This window comes from Actinoplanes sp. NPDC051861, from assembly GCF_040681145.1.
GTDB lineage: Bacteria > Actinomycetota > Actinomycetes > Mycobacteriales > Micromonosporaceae > Actinoplanes.
The window spans coordinates 109,195-125,080 of record NZ_JBFAYE010000020.1; the positions used below are offsets into that span (position 1 = coordinate 109,195).

The window sequence follows — 15,886 nt, forward strand, 5'->3', positions numbered from 1 at the left end:
ACGTCACCGATGAGCATTCAGAGCACGGGCAGGAAGAAGGGCAAGAGCACCAAGACCAAGGTGCAGAAGAAGAAGCGTGACGCCACACCGCAGGGGCCCGTGGCGGTGCTCGCGGTACAGAACCAGAACATCGGCCCCATAGCCGTTCCGCCCCCACTGGTGGTGCAACAGCCGATCGACTGGTCGGCACCGCCGGCCGAACCGATCGGCCTGGCGGATCCCGGGTACGCCCAATGGTGGGCCGGACACGTGAACACGGCCAAGAAGGACTGGAACACGAAGACGCCGGACGAGCGGAACGACATCGTGCTGGAGCCGGTGAACGTTCTGTTCGACGCGCTGAAGATCCCGCGGATCAAGAAGATCGACAGGGAGTTCGGCGACAACCCGATGTTCTCCGGCGCCCTGTGGTCGATGAACTGCCCGGCCCGGTTCCTCGATGGTGATTTCGACAAGGCGACCTTCGCCACGCTCGCCAACAACGTCTATCACGAGGCCCGGCACGCCGAGCAGTTGTTCCGGGTGGCCCGCATGATGGCGACGGAGGGCCGGACCGAGGGCGAGATCGCGAACCTCCTCACGATCGACGGCCCGGTGGCCCGGGCCGCGAAAGCCGATCCGCTGAGTCGCCTGTCGCTGCGCGAGTGGGCGGAGGCCGAGGTGTGGCGGGCGAACCTGGTGGGGAACGCGTCCGCCCTCGCCGGCGCCGCGTTCGACGCGGACTACGGGATCAAGGACAGTGAGGCGAAGCTGGAGAAGTACCAGAACCCGGACTCCGACGAGGCGTTCCGGAAGAAGTACAACGAGTACATGGAGCACCCGGACGGGCCGCAGCGCTGGCTCGACGACGCGCTGGCCGAGTACGACAACTATCTTCGCCAGCGCGAGGCGTACCGCGTGGCCTTCCCGCTGTACGCGACGATGCCGGTCGAGGCGGACGCCTGGGCGCGGGGCGGCGAGATGGAGAACCGTGTCACCGACGAGGACCCGCAGACCGCGCTGGACGAGTACACCGAGCGGCTGAACCCCGCCAACCTGCGCCCGCGGCCCGTCCTGCTGGTCAACGCGCCCCTCCGGTTCGCGTCGCCCGCCCCGCCGCAGCGCCAGCCACCCCTTCCGCCGGTGCCCTCGATCCCGCCGCCCCCGCTACCGCCCGGGGTCCGCCGCCAGGCACCCCCGCCGCCGGCGAACGACGGGCCGCCCCCACCGCTGGACGACGTCGGCCCGCCGCCACCACCGCCAGTCGTGGTCCAGCCGCCCCCACCGCCAGTCGTGGTCCAGCCCGCCCCACCGCCAGTCGTGGTCCAGCCCGCCCCGCCGCCAGTCGTGGTCCAGCCCGCCCCGCCGCCGGTCGTGGTCCAGCCGGTCGCCCAGGTACCCCCGCAGCGGCTGGACCCGACCGTGCTCCCGCCCCTGCCGAAGAGACTCAAGGGCATCAAGGAGGTGATGGAGGCTTTCCAGTAGACAACCGACCGGGAGAGCGGCGGGATCAGAGGTCGCCGGGGTTTCTGGTCGCTGCGAAGTGTGCGACGGCGTCGAGGACCTGACCGAGGAAGTCACGCAGGTCGGTCGCGACGGGGTCGAAGTCGCTGTCGGTGGACGCCGCGCGTGAACGGTGAACCGTGTTGTCCGGGCCGATGGCATAGAGGATTCCGCCGCCGTTGCTGGCGAAGACCGTGCCGTGGTCGCCGTCGCTGAGCAGAACGGGTGGGTGGATGAAGAACCCGTTGCCGATGTCGGGCATGGTCACCTCTTCGACCACCCGGTAGAAGGCGGTCAGGTCGGGTGGAGTGCCGCCGGGCAAGCTCCGGCCGGGATCCGCCAGGACGACCTCGTTCCTGCCGGGCGGGAACGGATAGTAGGTGTCGAACGCGGACAGGACGGACCGCAGATGCGCGGTGATCTCCGCCACCCAGGCGCGGACCCAGCCCGGGTCAAGACCGTCGTCGGCGCTCATCGGTGTCTCCCGCCGTTCGAGGGACGGGTCACGCTGCTGTGCGTGACCCGTGTTCCGACAGGAGATCATGCAGCACCCGGACCGGTGCCGGACGGGCGAAGTGGTATCCCTGCGCGAGGTGGCAGCCCAGCTCCCGCAACCGCTCCGCCTGCGCCGGCGTCTCCACGGCCTCGGCCAGCGTGAGCAGGTTCAGGCTGCGGCCCAGGTCCACGATGGTACGGACGAACGCGATCTCCCGCTCCCCGCCGCTCTCGATCTGCTCGGAGGTGAACGAGCCGTCCATCTTCAGGACGTCCACCGGGAGTTCGCGCAGATAGGCGAGCGACGAGTAGCCGGTGCCGAAGTCGTCGATGGCGATCCGGACGCCGTGGGCGCGCAGCTGCTGCAGCTGTGCGATCGTGCTGGCGGCGTCGGTCACCGTGGTCATCAGGACGGTTTCGGTGATCTCGACGATCAGGGCCGGGCCGGGCAGACCCGTGCGCTCCATGCGGCTGATCAGGCGGTCCGCGAAGAGGGGGTCGCGCAGCTGGTGCGCCGACACGTTCACGGTGACGGGCAGCCGGTACGCCTTCCACAGCTCGTCCAGATCGGCGCAGACCTGGGCGATCACCCAGTCGCCGATCGCGATGATCTCGCCGCTCTGCTCGGCCAGCGGGATGAACTCGCCCGGCGACACCTTCGTGCCGTCGGCGCGGGTCCAGCGCAGCAGGGCCTCGGCGGCCACGACCGCGCCCGTGCCGAGGTCGACGATGGGCTGGTAGTGCAGGCCGAATTCGCCGGCGGCGGCCGCGTGCTGCAGGCCGGCGACCAGGTCGCGGTTCGCCTTCCACCGCGCGTAGTCGCCGGTGTCGAAGAGCACCGACCGGCAGCCCTCGGTGCGGGCGTCGCCGAGTGCCAGATCGGCGTCGCGGAGTGCGGTGGTGCCGTCGCCGCCGCCGGTGACCGTGACGCCGCCGATGACGGCCTGGACGCGCCGGCTGGTCAGCCCGGCCGCCGGGTACGGCTCGGCGATCGCCCGCAGGAACTGCTCGGCGAGGCCGTGGAAGTCCGCGTCACCGCCGCGGGTCAGCACCGCGAACGCGTCGGCCTCGAGCCGGACCACCACGGCGTCGCTGGGTGCCGCCGCGCGCAGGCGGTGACCGGTCTCGACCAGCACGGCGTCGCCGACCTGATGGCCGAAGGCGGCGTTGATCTCCCGGAAGCAGTCGAGGTCCACCACGAGCAGGATCCGGTCGTGAGCGGCGCGGCGGTGCAGGTGGGTCTGCAGCGCGGCGCGGTTGCCCAGACCGGTCAGCGGGTCCACGTACGCGCGGCGGTTGAGGGCGGCGCCGAGGTGCGCCAGCCGGGCGATCAGCAGCACCGACGTGGTGCAGCCGATGCCGAGCATCACCATCAGCTGGACGGTCCGGTGGGCCGGGCGCGCGTTCTCGAACCCGTAGACGGCCAGCCCGGCGATCAGCATCGTGAGCATGACGTAGGCGGCCAGCCTGGTCCGCGACATCAACGCTGCGTTGCGCGGCATGCTTCCGGTGCTGCGGGCCATGGACGGGTGCAGCGCGGCGGCGCCGACCAGCACGTACGCCGTCAGCCAGCCGACCACCGTCCAGTGGGCGGGCCGGTAGGCACCGCCGAACAGCGCCGCGTAGTAGACCGTGTCGGTCACCACCCACAGGGTCGAGGCCGTGACCATCAGCCGGTACGCGACCGTGCGCACCCGCGAGATCACCGCGACCCGGACCGTGAACGCCAGGATCAGCAGGTCGACCGCGATGAGGTAGAGGTAGCTGCCCAGCCGCAGCCCGGTGGCCCGGCCGTCGAACAGCAGCGGTGTCAGGACGAACACCCACACGACCGCACCGCCGCCGGTCAGCGCGATGGCCGCGTCGATCATGCCGCCGCGGTACCGGCCCGGGCGGATCCACCAGTAGACGCAGGCGGTCAGCAGGGCCATCGACATCGCGAAGAACAGGTCGCCGGCGGACGGGAAGATCAGCTCGCCGGACGGGGTGGTCGCCAGCGCCCATCCCAGGTTCGCGCCCATGGACACACCGACCGTGGTCACCACCAGCCACCAGGGGCGCGACCAGACCGGCCGGTAGCGGCGCACGCCCACGATCACAGCGACGATCACCGACAGGGCGAGCACCATGATCAGCACGCGTTGCACCAGCGGGGGCGCGATCAGCACAGCGGCCAGGACCAGGCCGCCGAAACCGAGGTACCACCGGTACGCCGCCGTTCGCATGCCCCGTTCCGTCACATGGTCAAGCGCACCAGGCGACAGTTGCGGCTGCGGTGCGGGCGCGGTCACGTACCGTTGCTGGCTGTGACATCAACATCACGGAGAGCGCATCTCGCCCCGGCGGCCCTGTTGCTCTCCGTCATCGCGTCGTGCGGCGCGGAGAGTTCGGTCCGGTCACCGCCGAGCAGCGCACCCTCGGCCGTCTGCGCCGATCCGATCAACGACCCGGGACACTGCGCTCACGAACTCAAAGACAGCCATCAGCGTACGGGTGCGCCCGCCATCGGCCAGGACGAGGCTCTCGACGAGGCCGCCGTCGCCGTGTTCAACACCGCCCGCCTCGACGGCACCGGACTGGAGGCGACCGAGGAGTACGTGACCCGCGTCCAGCGCGCGCTGACCGAGAAGGGCTACACCGGCGCCGTGGTGCGCCTCGCCCGCCCCGAGGACCCGTCCGTGCCGGGCGCGCTGCTCTGGGCGGTCCGCGTCGGCGACGTCTGCGTGCTCGGCGACGTCGTTCCCGGTCCGGACGGGCGCTGGCACGAGTGGTACGCGGGCCTGCTCCCCGGCGGCCGCTGCCTGACCGCCTGAGCCCGGGACGGGAAAATCGGTGGCCGGGTCGCCGGGCCGGTCGATTAGGGTCGGTGAATGACGTCAGCCCTGGACACCAGTGCCTTCGACTCGCTGCGCGTCGACGCCGTGCCCGATCAGGAGGCGCTGCGCCGGATCTACGCGCTGCCCGGCGACGCGGCCGTGCGCAAGCAGATGACCGAGCTCACCGAGCAGACCCGCCAGCTGATCGCCTGTGCGTCGCTGGTCCTCGTCGCCAGCATGGACGCCGAGGGCAACTGTGACGTCTCCCCGCGCGGTGGCCCCGCCGGGTTCGTCAGCGTCCTGGACTCCCGGACGGTGGCGATTCCGGACGCGACCGGCAACAAGCGTCTCGACACCCTGCAGAACGTCATCGCGACCGGGCGGGCGGGGCTGATGTTCGTCATCCCGGGGCGCCCCACGACGCTCCGGGTGAACGGCCGGGCCTGCGTCTCCACCCGGCCGGACCTGCTGTCGCAGCTGACCGCGGTGGGCAAGCCGCCGGCCAGCGCGCTGGTGGTGGGTATTGAGGAGGTCTACCCGCACTGCCCCAAGTCGTTCCTGCGGGGCACGGTGTGGAAGCCCGATCAGTGGCTGCCGGCGGACGCCCAGCCGACCTCGGCCGAGGTGACGCTCGCTCAGCTGCGGATGCCGGAGCTGACGATCGCGGAGATCGAGCAGACCGAGGCGGACGCGCTCAAGTACCGGTACGAGTAGCGGCGGCGAGTTCGCGTACACCCTCGCGCAGCCGGGACTCGGTCATCTGGGAGTAGCCGAGGATCAGGGTGGGCGGGCGGTCGGCGCGGGTGGAGTAATCGCCCATCGTGGCCAGCGCGATGCCCAGGGCACGGGCCGCGGCCGCGACGGCTGCCTCGTCGGCGGTGCGCGGTAACTCCACGGTGACGTGCAGTCCGGCGGCGATCCCGCGGACCGTCGCCTGGGGGAACGACTCGGCCAGGGCGGCGATCATCGTGTCGCGGCGGCGGCGGTATCGCGTACGCATCCGGCGCAGATGCCGGTCCAGGTCGCCGCGCCGCAGGAAGTGGGCGAAGGCGAGCTGCTCGACGCGGGCGGTGCCGTGCTCCTCCTCGCGTACCGCATCCACCAGCGACGGGGGCAGGACCATCCAGCCCAGCCGCAGTGCGGGGGCCAGGATCTTGCTGACCGTTCCGGCGTAGACCACGTGCTCCGGATCGAGACCCTGCAGAGCGCCCACCGGTGACCGGTCGTAGCGGTACTCCGCGTCGTAGTCGTCCTCGACGGCGACGGCACCGGTGGCACGCAGCAGAGAGATCAGCGCGGTCCGGCGCTCCGGGGCCAGGACCACGCCGGTGGGGTGCTGGTGCGCCGGTGTCAGGATCACCGCGTCGACGTGGGCCGCCGCCAGCAGATCCACGCGCAGGCCCAGAGCGTCGACCGGTACGCGTACCACCTCGAGCCCCGCCCGCGCCGCGATCCGGCTCTCGTCGACGCCGCCCGGGTCCTCGCACGCGATACGCCGCGCGCCACGGGCCGCCAGCGCCCGGCAGATCAGGCCGAGTCCCTGCAGGTAGCCGTTGGTGACCACGATCCGGTCGGGGACGGTCACCACCCCGCGGACGCGCCCGAGGTGCCCGGCCAGGGCGTCGCGCATCGCGCCGGTGCCGAACGGGTCGCCGTAGCCCAGGTCGGCGACGGTGATCTCGGCGACCGCGTCGCGCAGGCAGCGAGCCCAGGCGGCGCGGGGGAACGACGAGACGTCCGGTCGCGCGGGCATGAAGTCGAACCGGTCGGGGCGTGCGGCGGCCGGCCGGGGCGTCGCGGCAGCGTTCGGGAACGGCCCGTCGGCGATCCGCGGCTGAGCGCCCTGCCGGGTGATCAGGTAGCTCTCGGCGGCGAGCTGCGCGTACGCGTCGACGACGACCTTGCGGGAGACGCCGAGCTGCCGGGCCAGGTCGCGGGTGGACGGGACGGGGGTGCCGGCGTGGAGGCTGCCGTCGCGTACGCAATCGCGAATTTGACTTTGAATCTGCGCGCTCAGCGTGCCCGGACGATCCCTCGCGACGGTCAGCAGCAACTCCACTGGACCCCTTTTCCATGGCTTCACTGGATCTGTTCTTTGTACCAGTGCGGACGCGACCGTAGGAGCATGCTTTTCTCCACGTCGGTTGTCGCCCGCCTCCCCCTCGCCACCTTCAGCATCGGGCTGCTCGTGCACGTCGAGCAGCTGACCGGTTCCTACGCGGCAGCCGGTGCGGTCGCCGGAGCGCTCGCCGTCGCGCAGGGCGCCGGTGGGCCGGTGTTGGGCCGCCTCGTCGACCGGCGCGGTCAGACTGTGGTGCTGCTGAGCTCGGCTCTCGTCGCCGGGACGGCACTCGCCGCCGTGGCCCGGGTGCCCGCCGGAACGCCGCTGCCGGTGCTGCTCGCGCTGGCCACGGTCATCGGCTTCGCCACCCCGCCGATCGGCGCCTGCCTGCGCACGCTGATCCCGGCGCTGCGGCCGGGCGAGGATCAACAGCGCCGGGCGTACGCGGTGGACGCCGCCGCCACCGAGCTGACCTGGGTGTCCGGGCCGCCGCTCGCACTGGCCCTGGGCGCCCTGGCCGGCACCGGGGTGGCGCTGACCGCGGCCGGCGCCGTCCTGATCGCGGCGACGACCGTTTTCGCACTCTCGCCGGTCTCCCGCGCCTGGCGACCGGCCGGCACCCGCCGGACCGGGGGCAGCGCGCTCGCCTCCCCCGCCATGCGCACGCTGGTGACGGTGATGGCGGGCGTCGGCGTGCTGTTCGGCGCCACCGAGGTCGCGGTGGCCGCCTCGTCCGGGCCGGCGGCGGGTGTCCTGCTCGGACTCTGGGGTGTGGGCTCGCTGGCCGGGGGTGTCGTGGCGGCCCGGCTCGGCGGCGGCGCGACCGGCGGCCGTTCGTTCGCGGTGCTGCTCGCGGCGCTGGGCGTCAGTCACCTGGCGCTGGTGGCGGCACCGTCCGGCGTGGTGCCGGCGGCGGTCCTGATCACTGTGGCGGGTTCCCTGATCGCGCCGATCCTGGCCAGCGCGTACGCGATGGTCGACCGCGCGGCGCCGGCCGGCACGGTCACCGAGGCGTTCGCGTGGCTCGCCACCGCTACGGCGGTGGGCACGGCGGCCGGGGCGGCGGCGGGCGGGGCACTCGCCGATCTCGCCGGCGCCCGGTCCGGCTTCGTCCTGGCGGGCGGGGCGGCGGTGGGCGCGGCAGTGGTCGCCCTCCTCCACATCCCGGTCACCGCACCGAGGCGGGAGGGCCCGCCTCCGGCCGTGAGGGTCGCGGCCGGAGGCGGGCCCGATGTCAGGGAATAGCCCTGGTGTTGAAGGCGAACCGAGCCGTCGAATCCGCGATGGCGTCGGCGTTGACGTCGAGTGCGGTCAGATTGACGTTGGAGATGGTGTCGCAGGCCTGGTGGTAACAGATGTCGTAGGCGACACCGGCGGTGCCGCCGAACAGCGCTGCCTCCTCCGGCGTCTTGATGCCCTCGGCGCCGGTGAAGATGCCGCCGGCCGGAATGCCGATCGCGATGAACGGGCCGTAGTCGGAGCGGCCGTCGAAGTCGGTGCCCACGTGGCCGAGGTTCCGGGAGTCGAAGAAGGCCTCGAGCTGCTTCTCGATCTGGGCGGAGCCGGGCGGGCCGGCCGGCGAGCCGACGCCGTCGGAGTTGTCGCCGTCGTACAGCTTGTAGGCGTAGTTCGGTGAGGCGACCATGTCGAAGTTCAGGTAGAGCTTGATCTTGTCACGCTCGGCCGTGGACAGCCCTTCGACGTACTGGTCGGAGCCGAGCAGCCCGATCTCCTCCGCCGCCCAGAACGCGAAGCGGACCTTGTTGCGGACCGGGAAGTGCTTCATCTGCAGGGCGGTCTCGAGGATCGCCGCGGTGCCCGAGCCGTTGTCGTTGATGCCGGGGCCGACCGTCACGCTGTCCAGGTGGGCGCCGACCATCACGACGTTCTTCGGGTTGCCGAGACGCGTCTCGGCGATCACATTGTGGTTGGTGCCGAGCGTCAGGGTCGAGTCGACCTTGAGCCGAACGGTGGCTCCGGGCGTGGCCGCGAGCTCGTTGCCGACCGCGAAGTCGGCGAAGACCATCGGGATGTTCGCCCGCCACTCACCGATGTTCAGCGGGAAGGCGTCCGTACGCCCCGGCTGTCCCTCGTTGAAGACGATGATGCCCGAGGCCCCGGCGAAACCGGCGTTGCGAATCTTGGTGGCGAATCCGCACGTGCCGCGCTGGACGAGCGCGATCCGGCCCGCGACGAAGCCGTTGAAGTCAGCCGCTTCGCACCCGCTCGTCGAGGTCGGCGTCGGGGTCGGCGGCAACGTGAGGTCGACACCCTGCACCTGCGCGGTCACATCGCCGGCCGGTGAGGGCTCGAAGGTGAAGAAGTCCTCGTTCGGTACGTAGGTCTTGGCGGTAGGAGCGGTCAGGTTCAGCGTGGGCGGGCTGTTCTCGGTCCACGCCTCGACGAAGTTGATCGGGTCGAGCGTGACCTTGTAGCCGGCCTTGCGCAGCTTGTTGGCGACATAGTCGCGTGAGGCGTCGTAGCCCGCCGACCCCGCAGCGCGGTTGCCGCCGTTGGCGGTGGCGATCGCCTGCAGGGCGTCGAGGTGTTTCTTGGCGTTCGCACCGGTGACCTGCTTGACCAGGATCTTGGCGAACACGTCGTCGGTCGAGGTCGCTGCGGCCGGCGTCTGTCCGGCCAGCAGTGTCAGGGCGGAGGCTGCCGCCACGACGGCGACAGCCCTCTTGCGATGGTGGATGCGCACAGTTCCCCCCGGGTGAATGGATCGGTGGATGGTCCGTGACTCACCGTTAAGCGCGTTGACCAGAAAGTAACGCGCTCTCGCGGCACCGGGGGATGGTCCGATCAGATGGTCCCAAAAGGCGATCATGCTGACCGGACCGACGAACCATCAATCCTGGAATCGGATGTCGAGCGCCGCCCGGTCGTTGGCCTGGTTCGGGTCGTTGTAGCCGTCCAGCGGCAGCACATTGGTGTCCGGAATGTAGTTGAGCTGATAGCGCTCCGGTGAGTCGATCTTCAGAGTCACCGTCCGGGTCGCACCGCCGGCCAGTTCAGCGCCGGTGCAGAAGACGCTCTCCATCTCGCCGCCGGTCCACGACGGATCGATGGCGCATCCCTGCGGCGGGTCGACCAGGAGCATCCCGTCCGAGAGGACGGTCTGCGTCTTGTACGGGATCGCCGAGCTACCGGTGTTGCGCACCGTCAACGTCATCGAACCCACATAGTGGCCGTTCGCCTGCCTGGTCAGCACGAGATCGGTGCTGGTCAGCTCGAGGTCCGTGGCGTACCGGTTGGGGGTGTGCGCAGGAGATCCCTGCTGGACGAAGGCCGACCCGTTCCAGGTGAACGTCCGCCACTGCCGGGTGACGTACCGTTCGGTACCCGACTCGGGGTCGGCGCACCGCCAGGGCACCGGGAAGTCGGCGGTCTCCACCTGGACCGCGCCGTCCGCACCGGCGCGCACACCACAGATGGCAGCCACGTCGCCGCTCTGCTCGGCGACCGAGCCGAGGGTGCGCACGCCGCCGCCGGGTGCGGGTGTGAAGGCCAGGACCCGGGAGACGGCGTCGTTCGGCCCGCCCATGCAGAAGACGCGGGCGAACGTCTCGGCCCGGCCGTCGGCGTCGACGTCGGCGTGCGCGACACCGGCGATCCAGATGTTGGCGTCGCCGACGAGAGCGTCACCGTCCTGGAACCGGACCGGTCCGGTGGGGCATCCGGCGGCGGATCCGCCCGGCCACGCGGGCAGGTCCAGCTCGGCGGAGTAGAGGGCCGCCTCGGTGATGCCGCCCTGCGGAGCCGTGTCCGAGGGGTTGACGTTCTGCCCCGGCCCGACGAAGTTGCCCGTGGAGGCGGAGTTCAGCGGGAGGGGCGGTGACCCCGGTGAGCCCGCCGGGGAGCCGTCCGGCTCGCCGCTGAGCACGGCCTGGGCCGCCACGGGAAGCGCGACGACCAGGAGGGTCAAGGCGCCGACGGCGACGTTCCGCTTTCGGGTTCGGAGGCTTTCGCGGGTACGTTCGACGCCCTCGGGTTTCACGCGGAGCGCGACCTGGCCGCGGAACTCGTCGAACGCGTCGATCAGTGGATCACGATCGGGATCGGTCATGTCTCGTCCTCCTTCTCGGTGAGGTGGGCGGCCAGGGCAGTACGGCCGCGGTGCAGCCATGCCTTGACGGTCCCCTCGGGCACGCCGACCTGGTTGGCGATGTCGCGTACGGATTGATCCGCGAGGTAGTGCAGGATGACCACCCGGCGATGCCGTGCGGGCAGGGTCGCGAGCGCGTCGGCCAGAGCGACCCGGTCCGGCCCCGGCTCGGGAGCGTTCTCCAGGCGGTTCCTGCGCAGGAAGAGCGCGGCGGTACGCGCGCGGCGCCACTGGCTGGTTGCCAGGTTCCACGCGACCCGGCGCACCCAGGCCAGCGGATCATCCATCGCGGACAACCGCCGCCACCGGGCCAGTGCCCGCAGGAATGCCTCCTGCACCACGTCCTGAGCACCGGGCAGGTCCCCGGTGTACGCGTACAACTGGATCGTCAGCGACTGGAAGTGGGCGGCGTAGAAGCCGTCGAAGTCCAGTTCGGGGGGCCGGCCGGGATCGACCTCGCGCGCCTGGTGCAAATCGACCACGGTGCCCTCTCTCTCGAGTGACCCGGCCGCCCGGCCGGTCACGGGTTACACGCTTCGCGGCGGTGTCCGGTTACAGCGGAGAGGAAAGATTTGACGCGGGGTCCGACCATGGCGTCATGGCCGAACAGTACGAGTACAAGGTTGTCGAACTGCGCGAGAAGATGATCGGCGGCAAGATGTCCGGCGACAAGCTGGAGCGGGTCCTCAACGACCACGCCGCCCAGGGCTGGCAGCTCAAGGCGATCACGTCCGCGGACGTCAAGGGCCGGATCGGCCCCGGTGGCGTCGACGGGCTCCTGGTCACCTTCGAACGCGCCCGCCGCTGACCACCGGGACGGTGTGGCCGATGGACGCGCGGGGCGAGCCTGTGTTCCGATGACAGGATGCGGTTCGACGTCGGCACGAAGGCCTCGCCCGAGCAGGTGCGCGGTGCCTTCACGGACTTCACCGACCGGCGGCCGCGGATCTGGAACCGGACCCTCGACCCGGCGAAGTACGAGGTGCGCGAGCTAGGCGACACCTGGGCGGTCGCACGGGAGAGCAGTCCCGGATCGCCGTTCTGGGTGGTCGCCCGCTACGACTGGTCGGACCCGGACGTGATCCGCTGGACCGTGGTGGAGAGCAGTTACGGCGGCGACGGTGGCGGGTCCGTCCGGATCACGCCGGCGGACGGCGGTGGCAGCCGCCTCGATGTCGAGTGGAACAACACCAACGCCCGCTCGCAGAAGCTCCTGCTGTCGCTGCTGCACCGCGGCCCGATGCGCCGGCTGCTCGCCCGGATGTGGGCCACCACCCTGGACCGGTACGCCGCGCGGGGCTGACCGCTCACCGGCTCGCGGACATCGCGTCGATCAGCTTGTCGAGGACGCCGGGGAACGGTGAGGCGGCCACCTCCGGCAGGTTCTCCCGGACGGCGCTCAGGTGCGGGTACTCCTCGGCGGACAGGCTGCTGAACGCGTGCTCCAGCGCGTCGTCCTCGGCCCGCTGCTGCGCGGGCGTGAGCTCGGTGACATCGATCGCCGCGATGGCGAGCACGGTCTCGATGAAGTCCCGGTAGTGCCGGACGGCGTCCGGGCCGCTGAAGCCCGCGTCCAGCAGCAGGCCGACGCCGATGTCGGCGAGACGCAACTCGTTCGGCCCCGCGGTGAAGCGGCTCGCCATCAGCAGCGCCATCCGCGGGTGCCGCTGCATCGCCCGGTGCACCCGCTCCCCCATGTCGCGCAGTGACGCCGCCCACCCACCGGCCGGGGCGAAGCCCTCCAGCGCCTCCCCGATCAGCCGATCGGTGATCGCGATGAGCAGCGTGTCGAGATCGCGGAAGTACCGGTACACCGCCGTCGGGTCGGCGCCCACCTCGACGCCGAGCCGGCGCATGGTGAGCGCGTTGCCGCCCGGCGCCTCGATCAGCCGCAGCGCCGCGTCGATGATCCGGTCGTGGTCCAGCACCACACCGGCCCGTGTCGGGCGGCGGCGGACCCTTGTCGGCCTGACCCGATCTGCTCCCGACATCCCGTCTCCTTATGTCAACGCATTGACATAAGGATACGACGGCTGTTCCATCGAGGTCTGACCAGGGAGGATTTCCATGCAGGCGGTAGGAACGGCCTACGACCTCGACATCCGGACCGACGAACGGCGCATCCGGGCAGCGCTCTCCGGCGCCTCGGAGATGCCGTACTGGCTGGAGGATCCCGGCCGGCCCGCCGCCCAGCCCGCGCAGGTCGGGCGGACCGAGACCGACCTGCTGATCATCGGCGGTGGCTACTGCGGCCTCTGGACCGCGCTGCAGGCCAAGGAGGCCGATCCCGCCCGCGACGTCGTGCTGATCGAGGGCGCCGAGGTGGGCTGGGCGGCGAGCGGCCGCAACGGCGGCTTCGTCGAGGCGAGCCTCACGCACGGCCGGGAGAACGGGCGCCGCTACTTCGCCGACGACCTCGGCGTCCTGGACGCCCTGGCCGAGAGCAACTTCCGCGAGTTCCGCGAGTCGCTGGAGCGGCACGGCATCGACGCGGAGTACCAGCAGGGCGGCGTGCTGGCCGTCGCCACCGAACAGCACCAGGTCGAGGAGCTGCGCCGGGCCGCCGGGCGGTTCTACGACCGGGACGAACTCGCCACGCTGGTGCGTTCCCCGCTCTACCGGGCCGGGGTGTTCCGCGCGGACGACGCCGCGCTGGTCCACCCCGCGAAGCTGGCCTGGGGGCTGAAGGCGGCCTGCCTGCGCCTCGGCGTGCGGATCCACGAGCACACCGCGGTCACCCGGATCACCGACGAGGGCACGGTGGTCCGCGCGCGTACCTTCGGCGGCTCGATCCGGGCCCGGCAGGTCGTGCTGGCCACCAACGGCTTCCCGTCGCTGCTGCGGCGCAACCGGCTGCTGACGATCCCGGTGTACGACTACGTCCTGATGACCGAACCGCTGACCGCCGCTCAGGCCGACGAGATCGGCTGGCGGGAGCCGTTCGGCATCTCCGACTCGTCGCGGCAGTTCCACTACTACCGCAGGACGGCCGACAACCGGATCCTGTGGGGCGGCTACGACGCCGTCTATCACCGCGGCGGCGCCATCAAGCCGGAGTACGACCAGCGCCCCGAGACCTTCGCCCGGCTGGCCGACCACTTCCTGCGCACCTTCCCGCAGCTCGGCGACATCAGGTTCACCCACGCCTGGGGCGGCATGATCGACATGTCGGCCCAGCTGGCCGCGTTCCAGGGCGTCGCGATGGGCGGCAAGGTCGCCTACAGCAGCGGTTTCACCGGTCTCGGCGTGGCCGCTACCCGCTTCGCCGGCACGGTCATGCTCGACCTGCTGGCCGGCGCCGACACGCCCCGCGCCCGCCTGCGGATGGCGCGCAGACGGCCGCTGCCGATCCCGCCCGAGCCGTTCACCTACCCGGCCGTCCAGGTGATCCGGCACGCCATCGCCAGCGCCGACCGCAACGGCCGCGACGGCGTCATCCTGAAGGCCGCGAACCTGCTCGGCTACTCCTTCGACTCCTGACACCCGCCGCGCCGGGGGTGGGCGCGGCCGCCGGGGCGGGGCGACGGCCCAGGACGCGGCGCAGGATCTGTGGGCGTAGCAGCCGGTGCGGCGGGTCGACGAGGTTGAGGACCCGGAGGAACGCCGTACCGAGCACCGCGTCGGTCTGCGCGGCGGCGTGCAGCCGGTGCACGTAGGCGTTGACCAACCGGGTCCGTATCGTCCGGGGGCCGTCCACCTCCGGGAAGCGCAGATCGGTTCCCACGGCGATGGACCAGGGACCGTCGATCAGTTTGGCGGCGCCCCGGAAGAAGGCGTGCCACAGACGATCGCGGTCGCCGGTCAGCAGCTTCCGCAGCAGCAGGCCCTCGGTGGCGGCGACGGTCATCCCCTGGCCGTAGACCGGGTTGAAGCTGCACAGCGCGTCACCGAGGACGAGGTAGCCCCGGGGAAACCGGCGCAGTCGTTCATAGCGCCGGCGCACGCTCTCCGGGTAGCGCATCCGGGCCGGCTCGCCGATCGGGGTCGCCTCGCGTACGAGGTCGCTGATCAGTGGCACGCCCAGTGAGTCGGCGAAGCGCTGGAAGCCCTCGTCGTCGAGGGGCGGCTGCTCGCCGAGGACGCCGCTGAGTGCCACCGCGAAACGGTCGTCCTCCAGGGCGGCGACGATGCCGGTGCGCGGGCGGCCCGGCACGGCGTTGGTCAGCGCGCCCATCAGGCCCTCGAGGTGGCGCGGGTCGCGCTCGTAGAGCCGGGTCACGTAGGTGACGTCGATCCCGACCCGCTCCTCGCGCGGTGTCCGATAGCCCAGGGCGGTCAGCCAGGCCGGGGACCGTGAGGCCCGGCCGCAGGCGTCGACGACCAGGTCGGCCTCGATCCGGTGTGCGGTTCCCTCGCGGGGCGTCACGAGGACGCCGATGACCCGGTCCCCGGTGGTCAGCAGGGCGGTCGCCTCGGCGGGCGGGTGGAATCGGGCGTTCGGCAGCGCGCGCACCCGTTCCCGGACCGCGTACTCCAGCAGGGGCCTGCTGACGCCCACCCCGACGAGATCGGTCCGTTCCCGGCGCATCCGGTATCCGTCGTTGTACCAGTGCACCTGCTCGTTGAGGTCGACGACGGGCGCGCCGTACCCGTGCAGCTCCGCGCTGAGACCGTCGAACAGCTCGTCGAGCGCCTCCCGCCCCCGCGACAGCAGGACGTGCAGCTGGCGCGACTGGGGCACGCCCCGCCGGGGTGCCGCCGCGCCGGGCATGGCGTCGCGGTCGACGACGGTGACCCGCTCGTACGCCTCACTGAGCACCCGCGCCGCGACCAGCCCCGCCAAGCTCGCACCCAGCACCACGGCATGTCCTGTGCGCACCATGAGGCCGACGCTAGGCGGGCGCGGACCGGCTCGTCCCCTTCCAAAGTGCTCTGGGGACTTTTGACGGATGCCATAAAAGTTACCGTCGTCTATAGAAAAGT

Annotated in this window: 14 protein-coding genes and 2 pseudogenes; 7 read left to right on the top strand and 9 right to left on the bottom strand. The window is 71.4% G+C overall.

The annotated features are described in order from the left end of the window. The first annotated feature begins 9 nt into the window (after positions 1-9). Positions 10-1,464: a hypothetical protein gene (locus AB0M02_RS36170; RefSeq protein ID WP_364235446.1), complete on the top strand. Its 1,455-nt coding sequence runs from the start codon at positions 10-12 to the stop codon at positions 1,462-1,464. Positions 1,465-1,489: 25 nt separating this feature from the next. On the opposite strand, the gene AB0M02_RS36175 is transcribed toward AB0M02_RS36170, so the two are convergent. Both AB0M02_RS36175 and AB0M02_RS36180 read right to left on the bottom strand, forming a co-directional pair. Beyond that, positions 1,490-1,957, bottom strand: coding sequence for a hypothetical protein (locus tag AB0M02_RS36175; protein WP_364235448.1), 468 nt, complete (start codon positions 1,955-1,957; stop codon positions 1,490-1,492). A 28-nt stretch (positions 1,958-1,985) separates the two neighbouring features. After that, positions 1,986-4,202 (bottom strand): EAL domain-containing protein, encoded by a 2,217-nt coding sequence (locus AB0M02_RS36180; protein WP_364235450.1) that lies wholly within the window; start codon positions 4,200-4,202, stop codon positions 1,986-1,988. An 81-nt stretch (positions 4,203-4,283) separates the two neighbouring features. Here AB0M02_RS36180 and AB0M02_RS36185 point away from each other — a divergent pair, with 81 nt between their 5' ends. Together AB0M02_RS36185 and AB0M02_RS36190 are read left to right on the top strand one after the other, a co-directional pair. Then, entirely contained in the window at positions 4,284-4,790 is a 507-nt protein-coding gene (locus AB0M02_RS36185; RefSeq protein WP_364235453.1) for a hypothetical protein, read from the top strand. 57 nt (positions 4,791-4,847) lie between these two features. Beyond that, positions 4,848-5,507, top strand: a complete 660-nt coding sequence (locus AB0M02_RS36190; RefSeq protein WP_364235455.1) for an MSMEG_1061 family FMN-dependent PPOX-type flavoprotein — start codon at positions 4,848-4,850, stop codon at positions 5,505-5,507. Here the strand turns inward: AB0M02_RS36190 and AB0M02_RS36195 are convergent. Continuing rightward, positions 5,488-6,852, bottom strand: a complete 1,365-nt coding sequence (locus tag AB0M02_RS36195) for a PLP-dependent aminotransferase family protein (RefSeq protein ID WP_364235458.1) — start codon at positions 6,850-6,852, stop codon at positions 5,488-5,490. The genes AB0M02_RS36190 and AB0M02_RS36195 overlap by 20 nt on opposite strands. Before the next feature lie 66 nt (positions 6,853-6,918). Between AB0M02_RS36195 and AB0M02_RS36200 the strand changes: the two genes are divergently transcribed. Beyond that, on the top strand, positions 6,919-8,100 hold the full coding sequence (locus AB0M02_RS36200; protein WP_364235460.1) for an MFS transporter: 1,182 nt from the start codon (positions 6,919-6,921) through the stop codon (positions 8,098-8,100). A gap of 34 nt (positions 8,101-8,134) precedes the next feature. Here the strand turns inward: AB0M02_RS36200 and AB0M02_RS36205 are convergent. From AB0M02_RS36205 to AB0M02_RS36220, 4 genes and pseudogenes are all read right to left on the bottom strand, one after another. Next, positions 8,135-8,836: pseudogene (locus tag AB0M02_RS36205) on the bottom strand (M28 family metallopeptidase); the annotation flags it as partial. Between the two features lie 21 nt (positions 8,837-8,857). Next, positions 8,858-9,685, bottom strand: a pseudogene (locus AB0M02_RS36210) (PA domain-containing protein); the annotation flags it as partial. 21 nt (positions 9,686-9,706) lie between these two features. Next, positions 9,707-10,924 (bottom strand): hypothetical protein, encoded by a 1,218-nt coding sequence (locus AB0M02_RS36215; RefSeq protein ID WP_364235462.1) that lies wholly within the window; start codon positions 10,922-10,924, stop codon positions 9,707-9,709. Beyond that, positions 10,921-11,445, bottom strand: coding sequence for a SigE family RNA polymerase sigma factor (locus tag AB0M02_RS36220; RefSeq protein WP_364235464.1), 525 nt, complete (start codon positions 11,443-11,445; stop codon positions 10,921-10,923). The genes AB0M02_RS36215 and AB0M02_RS36220 overlap by 4 nt, the downstream gene beginning before the upstream one ends. A 116-nt stretch (positions 11,446-11,561) precedes the next feature. On the opposite strand from AB0M02_RS36220, the gene AB0M02_RS36225 reads away from it, so the two are divergent. Together AB0M02_RS36225 and AB0M02_RS36230 are read left to right on the top strand one after the other, a co-directional pair. After that, entirely contained in the window at positions 11,562-11,771 is a 210-nt protein-coding gene (locus tag AB0M02_RS36225; protein WP_364235467.1) for a DUF4177 domain-containing protein, read from the top strand. Between the two features lie 57 nt (positions 11,772-11,828). Beyond that, positions 11,829-12,266: an SRPBCC family protein gene (locus tag AB0M02_RS36230; RefSeq protein WP_364235469.1), complete on the top strand. Its 438-nt coding sequence runs from the start codon at positions 11,829-11,831 to the stop codon at positions 12,264-12,266. A gap of 4 nt (positions 12,267-12,270) precedes the next feature. On the opposite strand, the gene AB0M02_RS36235 is transcribed toward AB0M02_RS36230, so the two are convergent. Continuing rightward, positions 12,271-12,954 carry a TetR/AcrR family transcriptional regulator gene (locus tag AB0M02_RS36235; protein WP_364235470.1) on the bottom strand — a complete coding sequence of 228 codons (684 nt, stop codon included), beginning with the start codon at positions 12,952-12,954 and terminating at the stop codon, positions 12,271-12,273. Positions 12,955-13,030: 76 nt separating this feature from the next. On the opposite strand from AB0M02_RS36235, the gene AB0M02_RS36240 reads away from it, so the two are divergent. Then, the gene (locus AB0M02_RS36240; protein ID WP_364235471.1) at positions 13,031-14,443 is read left to right on the top strand and encodes an FAD-dependent oxidoreductase; all 1,413 of its coding nucleotides are present in this window, start codon (positions 13,031-13,033) and stop codon (positions 14,441-14,443) included. Here the strand turns inward: AB0M02_RS36240 and AB0M02_RS36245 are convergent. Beyond that, on the bottom strand, positions 14,397-15,785 hold the full coding sequence (locus AB0M02_RS36245; RefSeq protein WP_364235473.1) for an FAD-dependent monooxygenase: 1,389 nt from the start codon (positions 15,783-15,785) through the stop codon (positions 14,397-14,399). The genes AB0M02_RS36240 and AB0M02_RS36245 overlap by 47 nt on opposite strands. Positions 15,786-15,886: the final 101 nt, after the last annotated feature.